Consider the following 23,787-nt stretch of genomic DNA (forward strand, 5'->3'; position numbering starts at 1 on the left):
GCATCAATGGCCGAGGGCTCGCGTGGCGTCGTCCGTCGGATCGGTTTGGTCGAGGATCACGAGTCGGTCGCGCTCGGGTTCGCAGCGATGCTCGCCGATCAACCCGATCTCGAGCTCGCAGGTACCGCCACCACCGTCTCGGGTCTGCTCGAGCAGGTCACCGACCTCGACCTCGCCGTTCTCGACCTGCGCCTGTCCGACGGATCCTCCCCGAAGAGCAACGTCGAGCAGCTGCGCGCGGCGGGCCTCGAGACCCTGGTCTTCACCGGCGCCGAGAACCCGTATCTGCTGCGTTCGGCCGCCCGCGCCGGTGTGCTCGGGGTGGTGCGGAAATCCGAGCCCGCGGCCGTGGTGATCGAGGCGATCCGCGTGGCCGCCGCCGGAGGGCAGGTCGCCAGCACCGAGTGGGCCGCGGCGATCGACGGTGATCCCGAACTCGACGATGTCGGCCTGAGTCCGCGGCAGCTCGAAGTGCTCGAACTGTATGCGTCGGGGGAGAAGCTCGACCGGGTCGCCCGGCTGACGGGTCTCGCTCCGCAGACCGTCAACGACTACCTGCAGCGGATCCGCCAGAAGTACGCGGAGGCAGGTCGTCCCGCACCCACGAAGACGGATCTGTACAAACGTGCCGTCGAGGACGGGTGGCTGCCGATGCCCGAACGGTCGGATGTCCGCCGTCGCTGACGAGACGGCCGGGGACACCGGGGAGAAGTCGCACGATCGCAGCACGGCGGCTGCCGACCGACTTCTCCGGATGTTCGCGCGATTCGTCGCGATCGGATATCTCTGCTACTTCGCGTTGCTCGTGCCGGAGATCCTCGAAGTGTCGGCACTCGTCGCGTGGTGGTGGACTCCCACCGCGGCCGTCCTCATGTTCGGATCCGGGGTCGCGCTCGGCTTCGCCTCGTTCCGCGGCACGGTGTGGATGCAGCGGACCGCGACCGTCAATGCGCTCGCCTACGTCGTGATGGTCGCATTGTGGTTCGTGGCGTGGAACGGGACGCAGATCCCGCAGGACCAGTCGTTGTGGTTCACCGCCTTTCCCGGCCTCGCGTCGCTCGCGGCGGCGGTCGCGTGGAGACCCCGGCGGGCGTTCGTCCACATGATCCTCGTGGTTCTGCTCGCGCAGTGCGCGAATCACCTCGCCCGCGACGCCCCCTTCGGATACTTCCTGGCACCCGACCTGGCGTTCGCGTTCGTCTTCTGCACGGTCTTCCTTGCGGCCGCGGTGGTGGGACTCGGCACCGGCCGCACCCTCGACGAGACCATCGCTGCCACCCAGGCCACGGCGGCCGCCGCGGCCGCAGCGGAAGCACGGAACGCCGAGCGCGCACGGTTCGATGCCCTGGTCCACGACCGCGTGATGTCCACCCTGCTGGCGGTGTCACGCAACGCACCCCGAGAGTCGCTCGTCGAGCAGGCCGAACGAGCGGTCGCCGAACTCGACGAGTTGCGGCGCGGCACCGATCGGGAGTCGGCGCTCGACGCCGCCGCGGTCGTGGCGCGGCTCCGATCGGCGGCGACCGAGGCCGACGAGGATGTCGTCTTCACCGGCCGTGTCGCCCCGGGATCCGGCGACGTTGCGTTCCCACCCGAACCCGCGCGCGCGACCGCCGCTGCCCTCGCCGAGGCGGTACGCAACAGCGTGCGGCATGCCGGAAAGGACGCGTCCCGCACGGTCGAGGTCGACGTGGCACCGAGATGGATCTCCGTGCAGGTCGTGGACGACGGCCGAGGCTTCGAACCCGAGGCCGTCGACCCGCACCGGCTCGGTCTGGAAGTGAGCATCCGAGGACGTATGCGCCGGGTGTCCGGGGGCCGGGCGGTCGTGCAGTCCGCTCCCGGCGCCGGGACCCGGGTGTTGTTGTACTGGCGGGATCCGGCCGCATGAACACGGCGAACTCGACCGTCTCCGATCTGCTGCGGATGCACAGCCGGCCCGCGCGGGCCTTCGCCGTCCTGTACGCGGTGACCTGCGTGGTGCTCGCCCTGAACACCGCGCCCCATGCGGAGGTCCGCTGGCCCCTCGCGATCGCCGTGATCGTGTGTGTGGCCGCCGCCTACGCGCTCGTCGCAGTCGAGGGGGACCCACTACCGGTGCGACCCGCACTGGCGATGACGTTCTCGGGCGCGATCGCGTCGGCGTCGGTGCTGTGGGTGGTGCCCGCCGATCCGGCGCCGCACCCCATCGAGTTGTGGCCGTTCGGGATGTCCACGACGATCCTCGTGTTCATGTGCGTGCGGGGACGCACGGCGTACGCCTGGTGCGGGATGCTCCTCATGCTCGTCGTCGCCGCGCTGTGGTCGCATCTCACGGGCCCTGGGATGGGCTACGGGCTCGGCCTGACGATCACGAGTGCGGGACCGGTGCTCATGGGCACCGTCTGCGCCTACACGATCCGCCCGCTCGCGCGGTCGATCTACCTGCTGCGCGCCCGGTCGATGCAGCGGATCGCGGCGGAGTCCGCGGCTGCCGCGGCTCTGGAGGAACGTGACGTCCGCCTCGGAAGCCTCGACGCGTCGGCGCGTCCGTTGCTCGAGCGGATCGTCTCGGGCGAACCCCTCGACGAGAACGAACGGATCGAGTGCGGACTCGTCGAGGCACGACTGCGCGACGGTCTGCGTGCTCCCGTACTCCAGGTACCCGAGGTCGACCGGGCCGCCGCTACGGCCCGCCGGCGCGGCGTCGAGATCGTCATGCTCGACGACCACGCCATGGACTCGGCATCTCCCGAGGTTCGGCGCGCCGTCTTCCGGGAGGTGGTGGACGCGCTCGATTCGGTGAGAGAAGGGTCGGTGACCGTGCGTGTGTTGCCGCCGGCCCGCGCGGCGATGGTGACGATGCTCGTGAAGGGCGAGGATGTGCGCCGAATCGAGATCGGACACGACGGCCGGCGCACCGGTAATTAGGCGAAACACCGATGCCCATATTTTCTTGGGCAGAGAAAAATCTGTCTGGGTAGTTGTCGGTTTCAACCGTTAAGTTGTAGGCACTCGAAACGGAGTTCGTCGGGGGACTCGGTTCGATCCCATGTATTCATCTCGGTAGGGACGCGCTATGACGACGATGCTCGAACATTCCCCGGCACAGAAGCCTGCGCCTCAGAAGCCCGCACTCTCGGCTCGCGAGATCGAGATCCTGCGGGCCTGGCTGCTCTGCGAGTCCAAGTCCGAGGCGGCTGCGAGCCTGTTCGTCACCGCAGCCACGGTCAGCACCCACATCGTCCGCATCCGTGAGAAGTACGCCCGTGTCGGGCGTACGGCGACCACGAAGACGGCACTGCTCGCCCGCGCTCTGCAGGACGGTGTGGTCTCCATCGACGAGTTGTGACCCGTCGGCCTGCCACCGCACGGGGTGGACACACGACGGATCCGATGAGCGCGGCCGACCGGATCCACCGGGTCTTCGGCCGGTTCATCAGTGCGGGCTATGTGTTCTACCTGCTGTTCGTCGTCCCCACAGCGGTGTCGCAGGCCCACCTCACGGCATGGTGGTGGTTGCCGACGGCACTGCTAGCGATCTTCGGCACCGGGATCGCGCTCGGGGTGGCAACCTTCCTGAGCGATGTCCGGTGGGTCGGACGACTCGCAGCCGCCAACGCCGTCGCCTTCCTGGTCGCGGCGGTCCTGTGGTTCCCGGCCTGGACGGGGGAGGCCTCCACGAGCACGGCCTGGCAGGCGCTCTTCCCCGGAGTGGCAGGACTGTCCGCGGCGGCAGCGTGGCGGCCGCGGACGGCGCTCGCCTACCTCACGGTGGTGGTGCTCGTCGTGCAGACCACCAACTATCTGCTGGTGAACACCACGACGGGATACCGCTTCGTCCCGGAACTCGCGTTCGCGCTCATGTTCTGCGGGGTCTTCGCCGCCGCGGCGATCGTCGCCTTCCGCACGGGCGACGTCCTCGATTCCACCGTCGCGGCCACGGAGAAATCTGTCGTCGCAGCAGCGGCGGCCGCGGCCAGGACGGTCGAACGCGAGCGGTTCGATGCACTCGTCCACGACCGGGTGATGTCCACTCTGCTCGCCTCGGGTCGCGGCGCATCCGACGGTCCCGTCGCGGCCCAGGCCCGTCGTGCGCTGGAGATGTTCGACTCCCTGCGGCGCGGCGACGACACCGAGAGCAGCTTCGACGCCGACCGGGTGGCAGCCCAGTTCCGCTCGGCAGCCTCCGAGGTGGACGAGGACGTCGAGTTCACGACCACGACGAGCACCGATGCCGGACCGCACTACCCGGCCGACGTGATCAGAGCGGTCGCAGCCGCACTGGCCGAGGCCGTGCGGAACAGCGTGCGCCACGCCGGCCCGGGCACACAGCGGGCCGTGCACGTCGACCTCGGGCCCGGATCGGTCCGGGTGGTCGTCCGCGACGACGGCCACGGATTCGACCCCGCCCAGATCGACCCCTACCGGATGGGCATCCGCGCGAGCATCCACGGACGCATGCGAGGCATGGCCGGGGGCGACTCGGAGATCACCTCGGGTCCCGCGGGCACGACGGTGACGCTGCACTGGTGCGATCCGGCCGAGCGTCGCGCACCGTGACGACCGCCGAATCGACCCGCGACGTGCGCGACCTGCTGGGGATGCGCACCACGGCCGCACGTGCGCTCGTGAGCCTCTACGCCCTGGTCTGCCTCGTGCTGGCGGCGTTCGGGGCCGAGCACACGTCCGCGAGCTGGCCTCCCGCCCTCGCCGTGCTCGTGTGCACGTTCGCGGCATTCACCCTCATCACCGTTCCGGGCGACCCGCTGCCGATGCCGGCGACGATCCTGCTCGCCGCCACCGGGACGGTCTCGTCGGCGCTCGTGTTCTCGGTGCTGCCGGTGCCGTCTCCGGGAGGCATCGCGACCTGGCCGCTCGGGATGTCCACGGTCGTCTTCACCTTCATGTGCGTGCGCGGACGCACCCTCGCGGCGTGGATCGGGTTGGCCTGCATGATCGCGACCGCTACCTTCTGGACCTACGCCACCGGACAGGGGATCGGCTCCGGCCTGTCGCTGTCGCTCGTCAACGCCGCCCCGGTCCTCATGTCCACCTTCTTCGCCTTCACCCTGCGACCCCTCGCCGGATCCATCTACCTGCTGCGTGCGATGTCGTTGCAGCGCAGCGCAGAACAGGCGGCCTCGGCTGCAGCGCTCGAGGAGCGCGACGCGCAGCTCGACCGGCTCGACTCCCTGGCCCGGCCCCTGCTCGAACGCATCGCGACCGGGGAGCTGCTCGACGCGGGGGAGCGGCGCACCGGTGTGCTGCTCGAAGCACGTCTGCGGGACGGGCTTCGAGCGCCGGCCCTGCAGGACCCCCAGGTCGTCGAGGCGGCCGACGCCGCGCGCCGACGAGGCGTGGACGTGGTGATGCTCGACGATCACGGCCTGGACGGGGTACACCCCGACGAACAGGCCCGCCTCCGCCGCGCGGTCGCCGACGAACTCGACTCGGTCTCACACGGTTCCGTCACGGTGCGGGTCCTGCCTCCGGGACGCCGGGCCCTCGTGACGATCCTCGTGCGGGGGGACTCCGTGCGCCGCATCGAGCTGGGCAAGGCGTCGCAGGGTTAGAGTCACACCTCGTGACCGTGCTGAAGTCGTTGCTGCTGTTCGCCGTTGCCGCCCTGTTCGAGATCGGCGGTGCGTGGCTGGTGTGGCAGGGCGTGCGTGAGCACCGCGGCTGGATCTGGATGGGGTTGGGCGTGATCGCTCTCGGCGCTTACGGTTTCGTCGCCACGCTCCAGCCCGACGCGAACTTCGGTCGCATCCTCGCGGCGTACGGCGGTGTGTTCGTGGCGGGTTCCCTGGTGTGGGGCATGGTGATGGACGGCTTCCGGCCGGATCGGTGGGATGTCGCGGGCGCGCTCGTGTGCCTTGCCGGCGTCGCCATCATCATGTATTCACCCAGGTGACGACGCATCCGGCACCACCTCGGTGACGAGGCATACGGCACAACTCGGCCGGATGCCTCGTCCGGGCGTCACGGCACCACGACGCTGCCGACTGCGGGGGTCGAGTTGCACAGCGGTCCACTGCCGAGATTCACCGAACCGAAGACCGTCGCCACGACCTCGCCCGGACCGGTGTCGACCAGGGTCGACAGGTTCGAGTACGCACCGACCAGATCGACGATGCCGGTGCGGCCGTTGTTGCGGTTGAGCCATGCGACGCTGACCTGCCCCGCTGCCGGGACCGGCCACAGGGCCTCCCGTGTGGAGAACAGGACGTGGCCGCCGGGGATGCCCTCGTCCGGTCCGGGTTGCGCCGTGACCGAGGTGAACGACGCCAGGCTGCCCTGGTTGATGCAGCCGATGGTGATCGCCGTGCCCAGAGGCTGAGGGGGTGCAGCGGTGGCCACACCGGTGAATGCGATTGCGGCGGCGACGGGTGCCGCCAGGGCGAGAACTCGACGTGGAATTCGCAGTGCAGGCATGGTGCTGCTCCTCGGAAAGGGAAGGTCACGTCCGGGAGCCGACCGCAGCGAGGAACACCGCGGCGCGTCCCGCGCACCGATGACGAGCGTGAGTCTATCGAGACACCGAAGACCCAGGAGCGGTTTCGGTCTCGATCCGATACAGCTCGGAAGCATTGCGGCGCAGTACCGCGTCGGAGAGCTCGTCGCCGAACACGTCCTCGACGAGGGTGATGTCGCTGTCCCGGAACGGTCGCGGTGCCCGCGTCGACGGCAGGTCGGTGCCGAACACGAGTGCCCCGGGATTCACATCGGCAACGGCGCGAAGCGCGTCGGCCACCGGGAGATCGACGCGCCCGAACCCTGTTGCCTTCACGTGGATACCGCTCTCCACCAGCCGCAACAACGACGGCAGACCCTCCTGCGACAGTCCCAGGTGGTCGACGGAGACGGCGGGCAGTGCCGCGATCGTGGTGTGCAGCTCGGCCAGATCGCGCGAATCGATGTACAACTCGGCGTGCCAGCCGACGAGATCGTGGACCCGCCGGGCGAGCCGGTCGAGGTCGGACAGCGTGGCCGATCCGCCACGGCGGACGTTGAATCGCACGGCCCGCACTCCCGCCGCGTCGAGCCGGGTGATCTCGTCGTCCGAGGCGGTGGCCGGAAGTTGCACGACGCCGACGAAAGTGGGCCCGAGCCGGTCGAGCGCGTCGAGGAGATAGCCGTGGTCGAAAGCCTGGAACGACCCCGACACCACCGTGCCTCCGGTGACACCCAGATGCGCGACCCGCGCGAGATAGTCGTCGACGGTGAACGGTTCGGGCAGATAGCCGTCGTTCTCGACGAGGGGGAAACGCGGATCGATGATGTGCAGGTGGGCGTCGAACATCTCCCCACGATAGGAAGCCCGGTCCGAGCGGAACAGGGTTCGGATCAGCGGGAGTTCACTCGCGGCGATGCACGGTGTGACGTCGGAGGAGCGATTCGGCCGGTCCGCACGACGAGGTGTTCGGGCGGACATTCGTGGTCTCGGACCCGGACGGGAACCTCATCCGCGTCTCCCCGCTGGACTGAGTCCCCGCTCGACCGACCGGCCTACGACGCCTCGCGCATCGTGAGCCCACCGAGTTCGACCGTGTACGTCTGCGACGCCTCGTCCCACCACACGGAGTAGGTGGTGGGGTAGAGGCCCTCGCGCTGGTACGCCTCGGGCAGACGGAGTTCCTCGTGGTGCGCGGGCCGCGTCGCGAGCCACTCGCGGCTCAGCATGGGTTCGATGAACGCCTGCCGTCCGTCCCACGTGCCGTAGAGCACGGTCTCGGTGAGGTGGTGTCCCGCCGCCGGATCGTGCTCCGCCTCGGTGGTGTCCACCCAGTGCAGTCCCATGCCCGCGACGGTCGACGTCAGCGGATCCCCGGACGGTGCGTACCCCTCCGGTATGTAACGCGGGTCGGGCACGCGGGCCGCGGCGGGGATGTAGCCGGGGGCGAAGGGATGGATCGACTCCACCGTGGGCCGGTCCAGGAGATAGAAGTGGACGTCGAAGTGCGGGACGTCGAAGCCGTGCTGGGGGTCGTGGCCGTGCGAGTTCCAGTCGACGGTGACGTGGTCGAACGCGGTGGCGGACGCCTCCTCGGGCAACTCGAGCACGTACGCCTCGGTGACCGGCAGCAGGGCACTGGGCAGGTCGTCGAGTGCGGCCGCATCGAGTCGCACCCCGATGGTGGCCGGCGTGCCCTCCTCGTCGACGGTGACGTACGTGCGGGCGTTGCCCGCCCCGACGGGATGAGCGGGTCCTTCGACGAGGCCCGAGACGCCCCCGGCTCCTGCGGGTGCAGGAGTGACGAACAATCCGAGGACCGCCGCCGAGACGATCACGGCGAGATGTCGGGCACGAGTCCGAATGTCCATGTGGGGTCCTCGATTTCCGTCGTCGTCGAGCGGCATCGTTGTGGATGCTAACTGTCGCGCGGACGGCGGATGACCGACTAGATCGAACCGTGATGCGTGGGCGGGACGGTGTCCGTGCTGTTCGAGGAAGTGGGTCCGCCAGTGCTTGCGGATGCGAGCGGAACCCGATGTGTGCCCCCGGCAGGATTCGAACCTGCGACACCCGCTTTAGGAGAGCGGTGCTCTATCCCCTGAGCTACGGAGGCGTCCGGCCGGGCGGAGCCGACCTTGGCGCGTTGTGAGTGTAGCCGCCGGGCATGCGCCGTAACCAAGCGCCCGCTCCCGAGGCTCTCGAGGTGGCGCGTATGACCTGCAGGTTCCCGCCGATTGAGATCAAGGAAAGGTAACACTGGCCTTTCCCTATACCGTTTTGTTACCTTGGGTCGCCAGGAGCGGCCGGGGATACCCGGTCGAAGTCGGGACGAAACAAGGGACATACTGTGGGACGCCATCAGCGCACGCGCGAAGACGCAGCATTCGACCTCGAGACGATTGGCGCGCCCTCCTCCGGCAAGGGCCGTCACCGCGTCGAGCCCACCGGTGCGTCCGCTCCGGTCAAGGCCGCCACCGTCGCCGCTGCCACGGGTGCATTCTTCGCTGTCGGCTCGCAGATCGGCGCCGGCACCGCTGCCGCGCATCCCGGCCACGACCACGTCCAGGCCGAGGCCCCCGCGCCCAGCCTGCCCTTCGAGCTCCCCGCGGGCCTGCTGCCCGAGGGTGTCGAGATCCCGGCCATCCCCGGCATCACCACCCCGGCCGAGCAGGGCGCACCCGAGCTTCCGGCCGAGGTCACCGGCTTCCTCGATCAGTTCTCGGGTCCCAGCTGGCTCGACCAGCTCAACCCGGCTTCTCCCTCCGCCGTCCAGCCCGTCTCCGGCACCCTCACCTCCGACTGGGGTCCGCGCTGGGGCGCCCACCACGGCGGCATCGACATCGCCGCTCCGATCGGAACGCCCATCAAGTCCGCGGCCAACGGCACGGTCCTCGACGCCGGACCGGCTTCCGGCTTCGGCCAGTGGGTCCGCGTCCTCAACGACGACGGCACCACCGCCGTCTACGGTCACGTGAGCACCTACCAGGTCTCGGCGGGTCAGCGTGTCAACGCCGGCCAGCAGATCGCCACCGTCGGCAACGAGGGCTGGTCCACCGGACCGCACCTGCACTTCGAGGTCTGGGACACCGAAGGAACCAAGATCAACCCCAACGCGTGGCTGAGCGATCGCGGCGTCGTCACCGACTGGGGCGGCTACCGCGCCGTCTGATCCCACCGCAGTGGCCGTCTGATCCCACCGCAGTGTTCGATCCCACCCGACGGCACGCCGTCGATCCCACCCCCAGCGTGAGCGCGCGCTAGGCTTGGCTCGACAGACCGCGCGCCGATCCGGGGGTTCCATTGGGAGCTGAGATATCCGCTCGTTCGTTCACCGGGGAAGACCGGCGGATGTTCCGGAGCAAGGTTCGCGACTGCATGAAGGCGCTCGAACGGATGCTTCGAGAGGACGTCTTCGTCGACGTACACTCGTCACCCGAACCGCATCTCGGCATGGAGATCGAGTTCAACCTCGTCCGCGACGACATGTCGCCCGCGATGTCGAACCTCGAGGTGCTCCAGGCGATCGACGATCACGCGGTCTTCCAGACCGAACTCGGCCAGTTCAACGTCGAGATGAACGTCGAGCCGCGACGTCTCACCGGCGACGAACCCTTCGAACTCGAAGAGTCGCTGCGGTCGTCGCTGCGTCGCGCCGACGAGCGGATGCACCTGCACGACGCGCAGCTGGTCATGATCGGCATGCTGCCCACACTCGAACTCGACGACCTCGAACGGGGCCGGATCACCGCCAACCCACGCTACGAAGCGCTCAACGAGCAGATCTTCGCGGCGCGTGGTGAGGACATCGAACTCGATCTCGACGGTGTGCCGTTGCCCGGCACTGATGTCGTGGAAACCCTTCGTGCAGATATGAATTCGGTGGTCCCCGAGGCTGCCTGCACGTCTCTGCAGCTGCATCTGCGGATCGCCCCCGAGGATTTCGCGACGCACTGGAACGCCGCCCAGTGCCTGGCCGGAGCGCAGGTCGCGCTCGCGGCGAACTCGCCCTTCCTCGCCGGCAAGGCGCTGTGGCACGAGAGCCGGATCCCGTTGTTCGCGCAGGCCACCGACACGCGTCCGCTCGAACTGCGGAACCAGGGTGTCCGTCCCCGCGTGTGGTTCGGTGAGCGGTGGATCGACTCCGTCCTCGACCTGTTCGAGGAGAACTCCCACTACTTCACGGCTCTCCTTCCGGAGGTCTCGGACGTCGATCCGATGGCCGAACTCGACACCGGCCGGATTCCCGAACTGCGCGAACTGCAGATGCACAATGGGACCATCTACCGGTGGAACCGGCCGGTCTACGACATCAGCGACGGCCATCCGCACCTGCGCGTCGAGAACCGTGTGCTCCCTGCAGGACCGACCGTCCTCGACACCATGGCCAACGCCGCCTTCTACTACGGGACGCTGCGCGCCCTCACCGACGCCGACGAGCCGCTCTGGCGCGACCTCAGCTTCGACGCCGCCGAGCGGAACCTCGTGCTCGGTGCGAAGTTCGGTCTCGACGCGAAGCTGTACTGGCCGCGCACCGGATGGGTCGGCGCCGACGAACTCGTGCTGCGGTGCCTGTTGCCGCTTGCGCACCAGGGCCTCGAGGCATACGGACTGTCGGCGGCGGTCCGCGACCGCTATCTCGGCATCGTCGAGGGGCGTGCACTGACTCGGCAGACCGGGGCGGCGTGGCAACGACGGCAGGTGGCCCGACGCGAGGCTGCCGGCGAGAGCCGTCGCACCGCCCTGCTCGGGATGATGAAGGACTACGTGCAGAACATGGCCTCGGGTACTCCCGCTCACGAGTGGGAGTGACGGCCCTACAGTTGTAGGGTCCGCGTCACGGCCACCGTCGGCTGGACGACGACGCGATCCGCGGGTGGCTCGAAGCCGGCTACTTCGCCGAGATCGTCACCGAGATCGGCGACGCGGACGCCTAGGCGGCTCTCGAGCATGCTCAACGTCAGCTCGACCTCGATCCCGTCGGCGCCGGGAGCCCAGAACAGGAAACCGAAGTCGTCGGACGGTTCGGCGCGGAAGCCGTCCACCGTCGCGCCGTGGACGTGGGCGGTGGTGTTGTCGATCCACAACCCGACAGCCTGGGCGTTCCTCGGTGAGCTCAACCGCAGTCGTATCTTCCGGGCGCTTCCGCCGGTCGTGTCCTCGAGGATCTCGACCTCGGGCGCCTCGAGGTCGGCGACCGGAGCGGGCCCGTGGTACATCGGCCGGTGCTCCCGCCACGGGAAGGCGGTGGGGAGCGATTCGGGACCGGTGGTGAGCAGCCCTTCGCTCCAGTCGGATCTCGGGCCGTCCGGCGATCCCCACACCGCGGCACCCCGGTCGGCGTCGAGCGAGTACCAGAGGTATTCCTGCCGGGGATCGGTCGCCCCGTCCCGGTTGAGGTAGCCGGCGAGCAGCGTGCCCACCACGACGATCGCGATCATGCCGGTCGCGGAGACGACGAGCCCGCGGGTGGTCGACGCGAACGGCTCGCACAGCGGGAGTACCGCGGCGAACGTGAATGCGACGAACAGACCGGCCACCGGTGCCCCGTAGAGGAGTCCGGCGTCGAACGACACCAGCACGGCGGGCAGGCCGAAGATCAGCGAGCCGAGCGCGCCGAGGGTGATCGCGACGAGCGGCCACACCGTGTCGTCCTGCGGGAGAAGCAGCGCCACCAGCAGACCCAGCGCCGTCGGCAGGATGAGTACGAGCATTGTCAGAGGCACACCGGCGAAGGGGATGCCGGCGAGCGCGAGCAGCGCGACGAGCGTGAACGCTCCGCACGTGAGCGCGGCGGCCGGACGGCCGCGACCCCACCACGATCGCGCGACCAGCAGGACGCCGAGGGCCGCGACGACCGCCGCGAACTGGAAGACACCCGGCCGGTAGGGCTCGTCGGCGACCGGCGCGGCCATGCCCGGATCGACGGTCTGCACGATCCACCACGGCAGCCACGCTGCGCCCGCCGCGAGGACGGCGGCGAGCAGGGCCACGGCCACGGCCGCGCCGGCCTGCCAGGCAGACGTCTCGCCGCGGCGCACCTGCAGTACGACGATCGCCCCCACGATTCCGGCCAGCGTGATCGCCCCGACGATCTCGGCCCACCGCGGCGCGTGGAGAAGTCCCCAGGGCGCGGTCGTCACGACCTGGTCGCCGCCGTCGCCGACGGTCGTGAGATCGGATCCGGCGAGCGTGCGGGCGGTCGTGAGGGAGGTGTCGCCCATGTGTTGCAGCGACGTCCGGCTGAGACGGTCGGGGGTGTCGAGAGGGCTGTGGTAGTACGCCGAGCCCGCGGAGATCGCGGTGTCGAGGGCGTGGTGGCCGTGCTCGGCGAAGCGGCGGTAATCGGTGTTGTTCGGCAGTGCCTCGAAGATCAGTTCGGTGAGGGAGTCGGCGTTCGCGCCCGGTGCCCCCGCAAGGCTGTCGATCAGGACGCCGTTCGGTGAGGTGATCCGGAAGGTCGTCGGAGTACCGGCGTTTCCGCGCGCCTCGTGGTTGAGCACGACGACCGGACCTGCCCGGACGGACTCCGTGCCCACGAACCGGTGGGCGCCGAGCAGACCGTTCTCCTCACCGTCGGTGAGCAGGACGACGACGTCGTTCCGTGGGGGAGGACCGGAATCGATGGCACGCGCGACCTCGAGGACCGTGCCGACGCCGATCCCGTCGTCGCTCGCGCCGGGGGAGCCCCGGACCGTGTCGTAGTGCGCGGCGAGCACGACGGTGCCGGTGGGATCGGTACCGGCTCGGGTCGCCACGATGTTCTGCACGCGGGCACCGCGCTGGGTCGCCTCACCGGACCGCGCCATCCATCCGACGCCGGAGTCGACGCGGGTGGACCACCCGAGATCCTCCAGGGCTGCGACGAGATGGTCGCGGGCGGCGGCGTGGGCGGTCGACCCGGGCGGTCGTGGGCCGGTGGCGATCGCGTCGATGTGTTCACCGGCGCGGGCGGCGCTGAAGACATCGGCGGATGCATCGGTTCCGAGCGGTTCGTCGGACGCGGGGAACAGCGCGACGAGGCCCGCCACGAGAAGGACTCCGATCAGCGCGAGGACACTGCTACCCAGTGCCTGGAATCGGCTACGCGGGGACGGGGCCGGGTGGCGAACAGCCGCGGCGGAGTCCATGGGTGCAGCCTAGCCGCGAATGCAGCGGTGCCCCGGCAGACTCGGCCGGGGCACCGCGATCGGATCGGGTCGGATCAGGAGGCAGGCGCCCAGCTGTCGGGCCCGAACACCTCGTAGTGGATGTTCTCGGCCGGGACGTTGCGCTCGATCAGGGCCTCGCGCAGCGAGAGCATGAACGGCAGCGGGCCGCACAGGTAGGCCTGGGTCTTCGGATCGAGCGGCAGATCGGAGATGTCGGCGCGTCCGACGCGGACCGTCTCGAGCGGCCGGCGGTTGCCGAGGTCCTCGTACCAGCGGTACAGCTGGGCCGACGGGATCTTCTCGGCAAGGGTCTCGAGCTCGCGGCGGTGGGCGTGGCTCGCGACCGACCGGTCGGCGTGCAGGACCGCGACGGGACGCTCGTCGCCGACGCCGGCGAGGTGATCGAGCATGCCGATCATCGGGGTGCATCCGATGCCGGCGGACGCCAACAGGATCGGGGTGTCGTCCTCGGTGAGTACGAGATCGCCGAAGGGAGTGGTGACTTCCAGCTCGTCGCCCTCGAAGACGTTGTTGTACAGGAAGTTCGACACCTCACCGGCGGGAAGCACGGTGCCGTCGGGTGCGGTGGTCTCCAGGACCCGCTTGACGGTGATACGCCAGTCGCCCTTCGCGGGTGCGCTCGACAGGCTGTACTGACGGATCTGGCGGGCGCCGTCGGGGAGGCGGACGCCGACCGAGAGGTACTGGCCCGGACGGAAGGTGGGCAGCGGGGAACCGTCGAGCGAGGTGAGCACGAACGAGACGGTGTCGGCGGACTGGTGGACGCGGTCGGCGACGCGGACGGTGCGCCAGACGTCGCCGGCCTCGACACCTGCGGCCCGGTACAGATCGGCCTCCATCGAGATGAGGGTATTGGCCATCAGCCAGTACAGCTCGTCCCACGCCTTCGCGACTTCCGGAGTCACTGCCTCTCCGAGGATTTCGACGATCGCCTCGAAGAGGTGCTTGTGGACGATCCAGTACTCGTCGGGCTTGATGCCGAGCGAGGCGTGCTTGTGGGCGATGCGGGACAGGATCGCCTCGACACGGGCGGGATCGGGATCGAGCTGGAGCGTCGCGAAGGCCGCGATCGATCCGGCGAGTGCCTTCTGCTGCTCACCCTGCTTCTGGTTGCCGCGGTTGAACAGATCGCGTTCGAGCTCGGGATGGGCGGCGAACATCTTGCTATAGAACAACGGGGTGATGTCGCCGATGGCGGCTCCCACCGCCGGGAGGGTCGCGGCGATGACGTCCTTGGATTCGGGTGAGAGCGGCATGGTGTGTCTCCTCGTGTGTGTCGTGACGGGCTGCACCGGCAGCCTCGCCGTGGGTCAGCGGCCGGTGGGTGGTTCGAGGGTGAGCAGGACCGGACCGGCGTCAGGGGTCGCCAGGTCGGCGATCGTGACGTCGTCGAGAGCGGCGTAGAAGGCGTCCTGTGCGGTACGCAGCTTCGAGCGCAGGGTGCAGCCGTGACGCAGGGGGCACGGCTTCGCTCCTTCGCACTCGACGACTTCTTCTTCACCTTCGAGGGCTCGGGTGAGCCATCCGAGGCTCGCCGTGCGGCCGAGTTCGGTGATGGTCAGGCCTCCGCCGCGTCCGCGGCGGGTGGCCACCACCCCGAGCTCGCCGAGTCGGGCGACGACCTTCGTCGTATGTGCGTACGACAGATCGAGCTGGTTTGCAATCGTTCTGGTACCGGGCATACTCCCCGCCGGGCCGGCGACGAGATGCATCACAACTCTCAGTCCGAGATCGGTGAACCGGGTGAGTTGCATGGCCCTACGCTAGTAAATTCGCATTCGCGATGACAATTTTATGTGACGCACATCGCTGTCGATGGAATGCATTGCCACCGAAGGAATCCCGATGTGATGACCAAAGTCCGTATCCGGACGTACCGGATCCGACTAGCCTCACGGACGTGAAACCTCTCGGTGAAGCACCCCGCGACCACAACCACGTAACCGTCGGTGCCGACGGTTCCCCGGCCTCCGAGCGGGCGGTGAGGTGGGCTGCCGCCACCGCGGCCGGCCGGAAGATCCCACTGCATCTCGTCCACGCGGTGGACTTCGCACCCTCGGGTTGGACGAAACTTCCCTTCTTCCGCCCCTCGCAGGTCTTCGAATGGAGCGAGGCCGAGGCTCAGGCACTCCTGAAGGAGGCTGCAGAGACCGCCGAGGCGGTGGCGCCGGACCTCGAGATCACCGCCGAGCTCGCCCTCACCGGAAGCGCCAAGTGGCTCGTCGAACTGTCCCGCACGTCGCGCATGATCGTCCTCGGGGCCACCGGCAGCACCAAGATGGGGGAGGCCTTCCTCGGTTCCACCCCGGTCTCCGTCGCCGGTCATGCCGAATGCCCGGTCGTCGTGGTGCGAGGACCGGAAGGGCCCGTCCCCGACGAGCGACCCGTCGTCGTCGGCGTGGACGGCAGCCCCGCGAGCCGCCAAGCGGTCGATCTGGCGTTCGAGGAGGCATCCTGGCGCAGGGTCGACCTCGTCGCCGTCCACGTCTGGAGCGACCTGAAAGTCGGGGAGATCGACGAGTCGCCCCTCGACTTCGATCCCCGCGCGTTCGAGGAGTACGAGCACTCCCTGCTGTCCGAGTGCCTCGCGGGCTACGGCGAGCGCTATCCGGACGTGACGGTCCACCGGAAGGTCTACGTCGACGGCCCCCGCGCCCATCTGCAGTCCTGGAGCGAGAAAGCCCAGCTCGTCGTGGTAGGGACTCGCGGCAGGGGAGGCTTCAAGGGGATGGTGCTCGGTTCTACCGGAAACGCGCTCATGCGCGAGGCGCGCTGCCCGGTGATGGTGGTGCGACCGGTCACCTCCTGACGGCGGTAGTGTGCGGGGCACATGGACGATCGCGCCCCCGAACGGGGGTGTGCAGCAGGGACGAAGGTGGCGCATGCGCATCGGGATGGGACTGAACTACAGCGGAGGTTTCGCGGAGACCGCGGCGGAGGTGGCCGACCTGGAGAAGGCCGGCCTCGACATCGTGTTCGTACCCGAGGCCTATTCGTTCGATGCGGTGAGTCAGCTCGGCTATCTGGCGGCGAAGACCTCCCGGGTCGAACTCGCCTCCGGCATCCTCCAGTTGTTCACCCGGACACCGACGCTCACCGCCATGACGGCGGCCGGTCTGGACTTCGTCTCCGACGGCCGATTCGTGCTCGGTGTCGGCGCGTCGGGCCCTCAGGTCATCGAAGGTTTCCACGGCGTTCCCTACAACGCGCCGCTGGGTCGCACCCGCGAGATCGTCGACATCTGCCGGCAGGTGTGGCGCCGCGAGAAGGTGGACCACCAGGGCAAGTACTACCAGATCCCGCTGCCCGAAGACCGCGGCACCGGACTCGGCAAGCCGCTGAAGATCATCAACAAGCCTGTGCGCGAACGTATCCCGATCATCATCGCGTCGCTCGGCCCGAAGAACGTCGAGATGACCGCCGAGATCGCCGAGGGCTGGCAGCCGCTGTTCTATTACCCGGAGAAGGCCGCCGACGTGTGGGGCGAATCGATCGCGAAGGGCAAGGCCAAGCGCGATCCCGCACTCGGCGACCTGCAGATCTACGCGCAGACCCCGCTCGCCATCGGCGACGACGTCGACCACATGCTCGACTGGGTCCGGCCCATGGTCGCGCTGTACGTCGGCGGCATGGGCGCCAAGGGCAAGAACTTCTACAACGACCTCGCGATCCGCTACGGCTACGCGAAGGAAGCCGAGACCATCCAGGAGCTCTACCTGGCCGGCAAGAAGGAGGAGGCGGCCGCGGCGGTGCCCGTCGAACTGCTCCGCTCGATCTCCCTGATCGGTTCGGAGGGCTTCGTGCGGGAGCGAGTCGCTGCCTTCGCGGAGGCCGGGGTCACCACCCTCAACGTCACCCCCTTCGCGGCCGACACCGCAGGTCGTGTGCGACTGATCGAACAGCTGCGGCAGATCTGCGGCTGACCCACCGAGAAAGGTTCCTCGTGCGATGACCGAGAACAAGCCGATCGTCGTGGCCGTCGACGGATCCGACGCGTCCACGACCGCGGTGCACTGGGCGGCACGGACGGCTGCGATCCGCGGCCTGCCGTTGCGCATCGTCACCGTCGTGCACATCCCCGCCTTCTATTACTCCGAGCCCTACCTCGCGCAGAGCTTCCACGAGGAGATGAAGGCGACGGCCCGCGACCGGCTCGACAACGCGGCCGTGCTCGCCCGGCAGATCATCGACGAGAACCGTCACGGGAACGTCGAGATCACCACCGAACAGCTCGAAGGCAAGGTCGTTCCCACGCTCATCGCACAGGCCGAGCACGCCGACCGGCTCGTCGTCGGCTCGCGCGGCCTCGGCGAGGTGAAGGGCCTGCTCGCCGGTTCGGTCTCCACGGCGGTCGTCTCGCACGCGATGGCGCCCGTCGTCGTGGTGCGGGGCCGCACCTTTGACGGTGCGCCGCCGACAAAGGGGCCCGTCGTCGTCGGTGTCGACGGCTCGGTCTCGTGCCGCGACGCGGTGGAGGTCGCGTTCGAGGAGGCATCCGCACGCGGCGCGACGCTCGTCGCGGTGAACGTGTGGAGCGACGTGAGCGTCCAGCCCTCGCTCGGCGCCGTCCCGGAGGACCCGCACTGGAGCCGGATCCAGACCGGTGAGGAGATCGTGCTCGCCGAACGTCTCGCCGGATACCAGGAGCGGTACCCGGACGTCACCGTCGAACGTGTCGTCGCCCGCGACCGGCCGGTGCGAGTGCTCAGCGAATACGCCGAGGCCGCACAGCTTCTCGTGGTCGGAACCCGCGGACGCGGCGGCTTCAAGGGGTTGCTGCTCGGCTCCACGAGCAATGCGCTGATCCAGACCGCGGACTGCCCGGTCCTCGTCGTCCGGTCGAAGCAGACCGAGGACTGATCCCGGACGAGGGAGCGATGCGGGGCGTCACCCGAAGTCGTCGACGCCCCGCTCGCGCAGTTCCCTCCACGCGTCGGCCGGATGCACGCCGCGGCTGATCGCGCCGTTCTCGATGAGCACCCCGAGCATCTGCGAGAGTACGAACGCGACGTCCTCGACGCGCCCGCACTCGTAACGGGCGGACAGCCACCCGGAGACGTTGCCGGCCTTGGCGGCCTGTGCCATGTCCAGGGCCGTGCGGAACAACTCGCGGGTCGGATCGTCGATCGGATCCTCGGTCGGTGCGCTCATCGTCACCTCGATCTCTCTTCTCGTCAGAAACCCACGCGCAGGATCACCAGCGGCACGACCGGCAGGTCGAGCATCTCTGCCAGGCGCGAACCGGCGTCCTCGACCCGCAGCGGATGCGTCACGACCGACGCCGACAATCGCGCATCGATGGCCGCGAGCCAGCACCGCTCCACCGCCGCGCCCACCCGGACCAGATCCGCCGGCGAGGTGGACGGGGCGGAGAACAGCAGCACCGATTCGCGCGCGATCGCCGCCGCCAGCGCATCGACGTCGGGGATCCCCGACGTGACCATGGCCTCGCCGGCCGCGCCGTGTTCGTCGAGGGTCGCGCTCCAGGTGGTGACCACCTCGGCGTTGCCGCGCGGCTGCCAGTGGGAGGTCCACGAGAACATCTCCCGCTGGTAGTGCGGGTGACGCCGGCGGGCCTCCGCCGCATAGGCGAGCACCTGCGCCAGGGCGACGGCCTCGTCGGCGGCGAGCAGACGCACGTCGACGTCGGGTATCTCCCCGGCCGCGGCGACGACGTCGGCGAGCGTCGCCGTCGGCACCGGGATGTCGGTGAACGATTCGCGATGGCTGCGCCGATGCGAGATGGCGGCGTACAACCGCAGGTCGCGGCTGCTCGGGGTACCCGAGCCGAGCGTCTCGATCCGGGCGATGAGCTCCGGACGTTGCGGATCGGGCAGCACGGAGGTGCGCGATCGGTTGCCGAGGACCCGGATCGCGAGCTCGAGATTCGCGAGGGCCGTGCCACACGAGATCAACCGGTCGACGCGCAGCGGGTCCGGTCCCGGCTCGGCGAACTCGAGGCGTTCCTCCAGTTCGGCGCTGTGATCGGGCAGTCGCAGATTCCACGGTTGCGTGTCGTGTACCGAGGGTGCCTCCACCACCGCACGCGCAATGATCTCGGTGTCACCGAGCGACCAGGTTCCGGCATCGACAGTCACGACATCCTCCGCGTCGGCTCGTTCGCCCTACATGTCCACCTCTGCCCTTCCAGCGTCTCCCGGGCGGTGCCCGCGGGGCAGGGGGAGAAGGTCCCCAGATGGGTGTCGAACGGCCCCGAGGACGTGGGTATCGCGGTACACCTGGGACAATGACGGGACAGCATGTCAACGAAAGGTGCCCGAGATGACCCGCGTGTTCCTCGTCGACGATCACGAGATCGTGCGGCGCGGCCTGGTGGATCTGCTGAGCAGCGTGCCCGACTTCACCGTCGTCGGTGAGGCCGCCTCGGTGGGGGAGGCCCTGGCCCGTGTGCCCGAGAGCGGTGCCGACGTCGCGGTGCTCGACGTGCGGCTTCCCGACGGCAACGGTGTCGAACTGTGCCGCGAGCTGCGTACCCGCATGCCGGGTCTGCGCGCCCTGATGCTCACCTCCTACGCCGACGACGAGGCACTCTTCGACGCGATCATGGCGGGTGCCTCGGGGTTCGTGCTCAAGCAGATCCTCGGCACCGACCTCGTCTCGGCGATCCGCACCGTCGGCGAGGGCGGCTCGTTGCTGGACAGCCGCGCCACCGCCGCCCTCATGGAGCGGATCCGGGCGTCGCGCACGGCCGATCCGCTGGCCGAGCTGTCGGAGCAGGAACGCGCCGTCTTCGAACTCATCGGTGAGGGCCTGACCAACCGCGAGATCGCCGAACGGCTGTTCCTCGCGGAGAAGACCGTGAAGAACTACGTCTCGCGGCTGCTGGCGAAGCTCGGCATGCAGCGCCGCACGCAGGCCGCGGTGCTCGCCACCGAGCTGCGCAACGAGCGCGGCAAGCCGACGTCCTAGTCCGATGCGGGCGGGACCCGTTCCGTCAGAGCGGGACCGCCCACAGCACCCGGGTGCCGCGCGGGTGGGCCGGACCGATCTCGCACGACCCGCCGCACTGCACGGCGCGCCGCTCGAGGTTCGCCAGCCCGCTGCGGCGAGGCATGTCGGGCAGACCCGTGCCGTCGTCGAGGATCTCGATCCGGAAATCGTCCTGAACCGAGACCGACACCGAGATGTTGTCGGACTGGGAATGGCGCAGCGCGTTGCTCAGCCCCTCGCGGAGCACAGCCTCGGCATGCGGGTGGATGCGCATCGGCACCAGCGTGTCGATGGGTCCGACGAACTGCACGTTGGGCGCCACCGAGGAGTGGATGCTCAGGTCGCCCACCACGTCCAGCAGTCTCCGGCGCAGACTGTTCGACGCCGCCGCGCCGGTGGTGTGCAGATCGAAGATGGTCGTGCGGATCTCGCGCACCGTCCGGTCGAGCTGTTCGATCGCGTGGCGGATCACCTCCACGACGCGTTCGGTACCCGCACCGTCCGCGGTCGCGCTCTGCAAGCTCATACCCGTGGCGAACAGGCGCTGGATGACGTTGTCGTGCAGGTCCTGTGCGATGCGATCGCGATCGGCCAGCACGTCGAGCAACCGCTTCTTGCGTTGCTGTTCGGCGAATTCGAGGGCCACGGCCGCGAGGTTCGCCATGGATTCGAAGCGGGCCACGTCCTCGTCGTCCCACGGTTCGGTACCGGCCTCGCGGGTCGCGACGAGCACACCCGTGACCGTCGACGTCGCCGACAGCGGCAGCACCACCGCGTGTCCTTCGTCGCCCTGCTTCATCGGTGGCAGTCCCTCGAGGGTATCGAGGTGCATCGGCTGCCTGCTCTTGAGCGCTTTCAGCACAGGCGATCCGGTGAGATCGAAACGCTTGTCCTTCCCGCACGGCGCTGCGGGGGACGCGGCCTGCAGGCGGCCGTGGTGGCCGTCGACGAGCATCACATAGGCGCCCGCACACCGGGCGAGTTCGCGGACCTGGCCGGTGAGCATCGACAGCGTCTCGTCCACCGACCCGCCCATCAGCAGCCGGGAGTTGATGGATGCCATTGCGGTGAGCCATCTCTCGCGGTCGAGGGAGCCCTCGAACAGGCGCGCGTTCTCGACGGCCACACCGGCGGACATCGCGAGCACCTTGAGGATCACCTCGTCCTCTTCGGTGAACTCGGGTGCCCCCAGCTTCTCGGTGAGATAGATGCTGCCGAAAACCTTGCCGCGCACCATGATCGGAGTTCCGAGGAAGCTCTTCATGGGCGGATGGTTGGGCGGGAAACCGATGGAGGCGGAATGCTTCGACAGGTCGCCGAGACGGACCGGCCGGGGATCGTTGATGAGCAGACCGAGGATGCCCCGGCCCTCGGGCAGATGGCCCATCACCTCGCGCTGCGTCGGATTGATCCCGACGTACACGAACTCCGACAGACCACCGTCGGCGGCGCGCACGCCGAGCGCGCCGTAGCGGGCGTCGAGGAGAGCGGTCGCCGCGGTGACGATGCGCTGGAGCATGGAGTCGAGTTCGAGACCCGATCCCACGACGAGCACCGCTTCGAGCAGTCCGCGCAGGGTCGTCGGGGCGTCGACGGAATCGTCGAGCCGGTCGCGGAGCTCGGCGAGCAGCGTGTCGATGGCGACGTCGGTGGGTTCGATCATGACTTCTTCTCTTCCAGCAGGTGCAGCGCGGCGGACACGGCGGATTCCGAGGGATCCGTCTTCGCGCGGCTCAGGTCGTGTGCGGCCCCGGTGACCTCGACGAGGGTCGTGGCCGCGGGCAGGAGATCGAGTGCCTCCCGCAGTTCGTCGAAGGTACCGAAGGGGTCGCGGTCGCCGTGGACGAACACCGTGGGCACCGAGATCTTCGGCAGGTGCTCGGTGCGCAGCTTCTCCGGCTTGCCCGGGGGATGGAGGGGATAGGACAGCAGGACGAGGGCGTCGGCGATGCCGGGTTCGTCGGCCGCGAGCATCGACGTCTGCCGGCCGCCGTAGGAGACGCCGCCGAGCAGCAGGGGCCCGGACACGCGGTCGCGCAGCTCCGCGGCCGCGGCGGACACACCCTCGCGGTCCTCCGCGGCGCGGGACGGCTGCGGGGGTCCCTTGGGCTTGCGACGGCGAAACGGCAGGTCGTAGCGCAGGGCGAGGAAGCCGGCATCGGCGAACCGGGAGCACATCAGCTGCAGGATCCGGGCGTCGCAGTTGCCGCCGGCGCCGTGCGTCAACGCGACGGCACCCCGCGGACTGCCCTCGGGAAGATGCAGGTGACCGGCCACGGTGCCGGTGTCCAGCGGTTCGACATTCACACCGATACGGTAACCGCCGCGTCGGCGACGGCACCGGTGACGAAGCCGTAGACGCTCTTGTGGAGGACGTCGATCGCCAGTTCGGAACGGGGCCACGTTTGCGGGGGTGCTCCCACGCCGGTCGCGTTCTCGAGGATCTGGTCGTTGGTCAGACGGACGACGGTGAACTTCGACGATGCGAGCGGCCCCCGCAGGCCCACCTCGGCCATGACCGAACGCAGGACGCCGAGGGCGATATCCTGCCCGAAGTGCATCGCCCAGTTCAGGGCGGTCGAGTGCTGTCCGGCCGATTCCGAGGCGCCCGTCAACCGTGCGAGTACGCGGCCCGGCACGTGGGAGTTCGGTCGCCCGGTGACGGCCTGCTCGATCTTCTCCCCGATGGTCATGGCGGCCACGCCGGCCGCACCGGCGACCAGGCCTGTGGCCCTGGCTGTCGTGCTCGCCGTCCGCTGGTACGGCGGGATGGGGCGGGCCCGAGCACGGGCGGTCACCGTCGGTCGCGCTCGACCGGCCGTATGAGCCGTACCCACATGCGGTGCAGCATCGCGGCGAACACCGCGACCCAGGCCGCCACCGCGACCCACAATTCGGCGGCGCCGATCGCGCCGACCAGTGGCAGATCGTCGGCGCGACCCAGATACATCCCCGCGATCGCGTACATGCCGAGCGGGAAGACGATCGACCACAGGGACGAGTCGTAGTCCAGCCGCACCCGGTGGACGCGGTGTCGCCACCAACCGGCCGCGACGAGCGGGGGGAGCAGCCACGTCGCGAAGACCCAGATGACGACGGCGAGGCCCGCGATCAGTCCGCGGGTCGCGTCGACCATCGGTGCGTCGTCCATCTCGACGATCCGTGAACCCGCCACGACGGTGATCGAGCACGCTCCCATCGACACCCAGTAAGGGGCTCTCCGCATTT

General features: G+C 69.1%; 24 protein-coding genes, 1 tRNA gene and 1 pseudogene. 13 read left to right on the top strand and 13 right to left on the bottom strand.

Annotated elements, in window-relative coordinates:
- Positions 1–6 precede the first annotated feature (6 nt).
- The 7 genes from BO226_RS01140 to BO226_RS01170 all read left to right on the top strand — a co-directional run bounded on the left by BO226_RS01140 (position 7) and on the right by BO226_RS01170 (position 5,896).
- Positions 7–684, top strand: a complete 678-nt coding sequence (locus BO226_RS01140; protein ID WP_006551596.1) for a response regulator transcription factor — start codon at positions 7–9, stop codon at positions 682–684.
- Positions 668–1,891 (top strand): sensor histidine kinase, encoded by a 1,224-nt coding sequence (locus BO226_RS01145; RefSeq protein ID WP_071934458.1) that lies wholly within the window; start codon positions 668–670, stop codon positions 1,889–1,891. The genes BO226_RS01140 and BO226_RS01145 overlap by 17 nt, the downstream gene beginning before the upstream one ends.
- Positions 1,888–2,910 carry a hypothetical protein gene (locus tag BO226_RS01150; RefSeq protein WP_071934459.1) on the top strand — a complete coding sequence of 341 codons (1,023 nt, stop codon included), beginning with the start codon at positions 1,888–1,890 and terminating at the stop codon, positions 2,908–2,910. The genes BO226_RS01145 and BO226_RS01150 overlap by 4 nt, the downstream gene beginning before the upstream one ends.
- Before the next feature lie 148 nt (positions 2,911–3,058).
- Positions 3,059–3,331 carry a LuxR C-terminal-related transcriptional regulator gene (locus BO226_RS01155; RefSeq protein ID WP_016692216.1) on the top strand — a complete coding sequence of 91 codons (273 nt, stop codon included), beginning with the start codon at positions 3,059–3,061 and terminating at the stop codon, positions 3,329–3,331.
- A 44-nt stretch (positions 3,332–3,375) separates the two neighbouring features.
- Entirely contained in the window at positions 3,376–4,542 is a 1,167-nt protein-coding gene (locus tag BO226_RS01160; protein WP_071934460.1) for an ATP-binding protein, read from the top strand.
- Positions 4,539–5,555 (top strand): hypothetical protein, encoded by a 1,017-nt coding sequence (locus BO226_RS01165; RefSeq protein ID WP_232238030.1) that lies wholly within the window; start codon positions 4,539–4,541, stop codon positions 5,553–5,555. The genes BO226_RS01160 and BO226_RS01165 overlap by 4 nt, the downstream gene beginning before the upstream one ends.
- Before the next feature lie 11 nt (positions 5,556–5,566).
- Positions 5,567–5,896, top strand: a complete 330-nt coding sequence (locus tag BO226_RS01170; protein ID WP_006551592.1) for a YnfA family protein — start codon at positions 5,567–5,569, stop codon at positions 5,894–5,896.
- 68 nt (positions 5,897–5,964) lie between these two features.
- Here BO226_RS01170 and BO226_RS01175 read toward each other — a convergent pair whose 3' ends face one another.
- From BO226_RS01175 to BO226_RS01195, 4 genes are all read right to left on the bottom strand, one after another.
- Positions 5,965–6,417, bottom strand: a complete 453-nt coding sequence (locus BO226_RS01175; protein ID WP_071934462.1) for a hypothetical protein — start codon at positions 6,415–6,417, stop codon at positions 5,965–5,967.
- A 94-nt stretch (positions 6,418–6,511) separates the two neighbouring features.
- Positions 6,512–7,285 (bottom strand): amidohydrolase family protein, encoded by a 774-nt coding sequence (locus tag BO226_RS01180; RefSeq protein WP_071936316.1) that lies wholly within the window; start codon positions 7,283–7,285, stop codon positions 6,512–6,514.
- Between the two features lie 206 nt (positions 7,286–7,491).
- Positions 7,492–8,307 carry a DUF5602 domain-containing protein gene (locus BO226_RS01190; RefSeq protein WP_071934463.1) on the bottom strand — a complete coding sequence of 272 codons (816 nt, stop codon included), beginning with the start codon at positions 8,305–8,307 and terminating at the stop codon, positions 7,492–7,494.
- Between the two features lie 172 nt (positions 8,308–8,479).
- Positions 8,480–8,552: transfer RNA gene (locus BO226_RS01195), tRNA-Arg, on the bottom strand.
- 234 nt (positions 8,553–8,786) lie between these two features.
- On the opposite strand from BO226_RS01195, the gene BO226_RS01200 reads away from it, so the two are divergent.
- Together BO226_RS01200 and BO226_RS01205 are read left to right on the top strand one after the other, a co-directional pair.
- Positions 8,787–9,608 carry a M23 family metallopeptidase gene (locus BO226_RS01200; RefSeq protein ID WP_071934464.1) on the top strand — a complete coding sequence of 274 codons (822 nt, stop codon included), beginning with the start codon at positions 8,787–8,789 and terminating at the stop codon, positions 9,606–9,608.
- 131 nt (positions 9,609–9,739) lie between these two features.
- Positions 9,740–11,248, top strand: a complete 1,509-nt coding sequence (locus BO226_RS01205; protein ID WP_156895083.1) for a glutamate-cysteine ligase family protein — start codon at positions 9,740–9,742, stop codon at positions 11,246–11,248.
- A 5-nt stretch (positions 11,249–11,253) separates the two neighbouring features.
- On the opposite strand, the gene BO226_RS01210 is transcribed toward BO226_RS01205, so the two are convergent.
- From BO226_RS01210 to BO226_RS01220, 3 genes are all read right to left on the bottom strand, one after another.
- Entirely contained in the window at positions 11,254–13,566 is a 2,313-nt protein-coding gene (locus tag BO226_RS01210) for a M28 family peptidase (RefSeq protein WP_071934466.1), read from the bottom strand.
- Between the two features lie 74 nt (positions 13,567–13,640).
- Positions 13,641–14,864 (bottom strand): globin domain-containing protein, encoded by a 1,224-nt coding sequence (locus tag BO226_RS01215; protein ID WP_019289865.1) that lies wholly within the window; start codon positions 14,862–14,864, stop codon positions 13,641–13,643.
- Positions 14,865–14,918: 54 nt separating this feature from the next.
- The gene (locus tag BO226_RS01220) at positions 14,919–15,362 is read right to left on the bottom strand and encodes an RrF2 family transcriptional regulator (RefSeq protein ID WP_071934467.1); all 444 of its coding nucleotides are present in this window, start codon (positions 15,360–15,362) and stop codon (positions 14,919–14,921) included.
- Positions 15,363–15,508: 146 nt separating this feature from the next.
- Between BO226_RS01220 and BO226_RS01225 the strand changes: the two genes are divergently transcribed.
- The 3 genes from BO226_RS01225 to BO226_RS01235 all read left to right on the top strand — a co-directional run bounded on the left by BO226_RS01225 (position 15,509) and on the right by BO226_RS01235 (position 18,468).
- Positions 15,509–16,417: a universal stress protein gene (locus BO226_RS01225; RefSeq protein WP_006551569.1), complete on the top strand. Its 909-nt coding sequence runs from the start codon at positions 15,509–15,511 to the stop codon at positions 16,415–16,417.
- 73 nt (positions 16,418–16,490) lie between these two features.
- Positions 16,491–17,531 carry an LLM class F420-dependent oxidoreductase gene (locus tag BO226_RS01230; protein WP_006551568.1) on the top strand — a complete coding sequence of 347 codons (1,041 nt, stop codon included), beginning with the start codon at positions 16,491–16,493 and terminating at the stop codon, positions 17,529–17,531.
- A 25-nt stretch (positions 17,532–17,556) separates the two neighbouring features.
- The gene (locus tag BO226_RS01235) at positions 17,557–18,468 is read left to right on the top strand and encodes a universal stress protein (RefSeq protein WP_006551567.1); all 912 of its coding nucleotides are present in this window, start codon (positions 17,557–17,559) and stop codon (positions 18,466–18,468) included.
- A 27-nt stretch (positions 18,469–18,495) separates the two neighbouring features.
- On the opposite strand, the gene BO226_RS01240 is transcribed toward BO226_RS01235, so the two are convergent.
- Positions 18,496–18,765 (bottom strand): hypothetical protein, encoded by a 270-nt coding sequence (locus BO226_RS01240; protein WP_006551566.1) that lies wholly within the window; start codon positions 18,763–18,765, stop codon positions 18,496–18,498.
- A 17-nt stretch (positions 18,766–18,782) separates the two neighbouring features.
- Positions 18,783–19,706: a nitroreductase family protein gene (locus tag BO226_RS01245; protein ID WP_039583966.1), complete on the bottom strand. Its 924-nt coding sequence runs from the start codon at positions 19,704–19,706 to the stop codon at positions 18,783–18,785.
- Between the two features lie 184 nt (positions 19,707–19,890).
- On the opposite strand from BO226_RS01245, the gene BO226_RS01250 reads away from it, so the two are divergent.
- Positions 19,891–20,538, top strand: a complete 648-nt coding sequence (locus tag BO226_RS01250; protein ID WP_033096942.1) for a response regulator transcription factor — start codon at positions 19,891–19,893, stop codon at positions 20,536–20,538.
- A gap of 25 nt (positions 20,539–20,563) precedes the next feature.
- Here BO226_RS01250 and BO226_RS01255 read toward each other — a convergent pair whose 3' ends face one another.
- The 4 genes and pseudogenes from BO226_RS01255 to BO226_RS01270 form a co-directional block, all read right to left on the bottom strand.
- Complete coding sequence (locus tag BO226_RS01255) at positions 20,564–22,222, bottom strand: sensor histidine kinase (protein ID WP_071934468.1); 1,659 nt, start codon at positions 22,220–22,222, stop codon at positions 20,564–20,566.
- Positions 22,219–22,866, bottom strand: coding sequence for an alpha/beta hydrolase family protein (locus BO226_RS01260; protein ID WP_071934469.1), 648 nt, complete (start codon positions 22,864–22,866; stop codon positions 22,219–22,221). The genes BO226_RS01255 and BO226_RS01260 overlap by 4 nt, the downstream gene beginning before the upstream one ends.
- On the bottom strand, positions 22,863–23,357 hold the full coding sequence (locus tag BO226_RS01265) for a hypothetical protein (RefSeq protein WP_006551561.1): 495 nt from the start codon (positions 23,355–23,357) through the stop codon (positions 22,863–22,865). Before BO226_RS01265 ends, BO226_RS01260 begins: the two co-directional genes overlap by 4 nt.
- Positions 23,354–23,770, bottom strand: a pseudogene (locus tag BO226_RS01270) (tellurite resistance/C4-dicarboxylate transporter family protein); the annotation flags it as partial. The gene BO226_RS01265 and the pseudogene BO226_RS01270, both read right to left, overlap by 4 nt.
- Positions 23,771–23,787 lie beyond the last annotated feature (17 nt).

The organism is Rhodococcus sp. 2G (assembly GCF_001886355.1).
Lineage (GTDB): Bacteria > Actinomycetota > Actinomycetes > Mycobacteriales > Mycobacteriaceae > Rhodococcus > Rhodococcus pyridinivorans.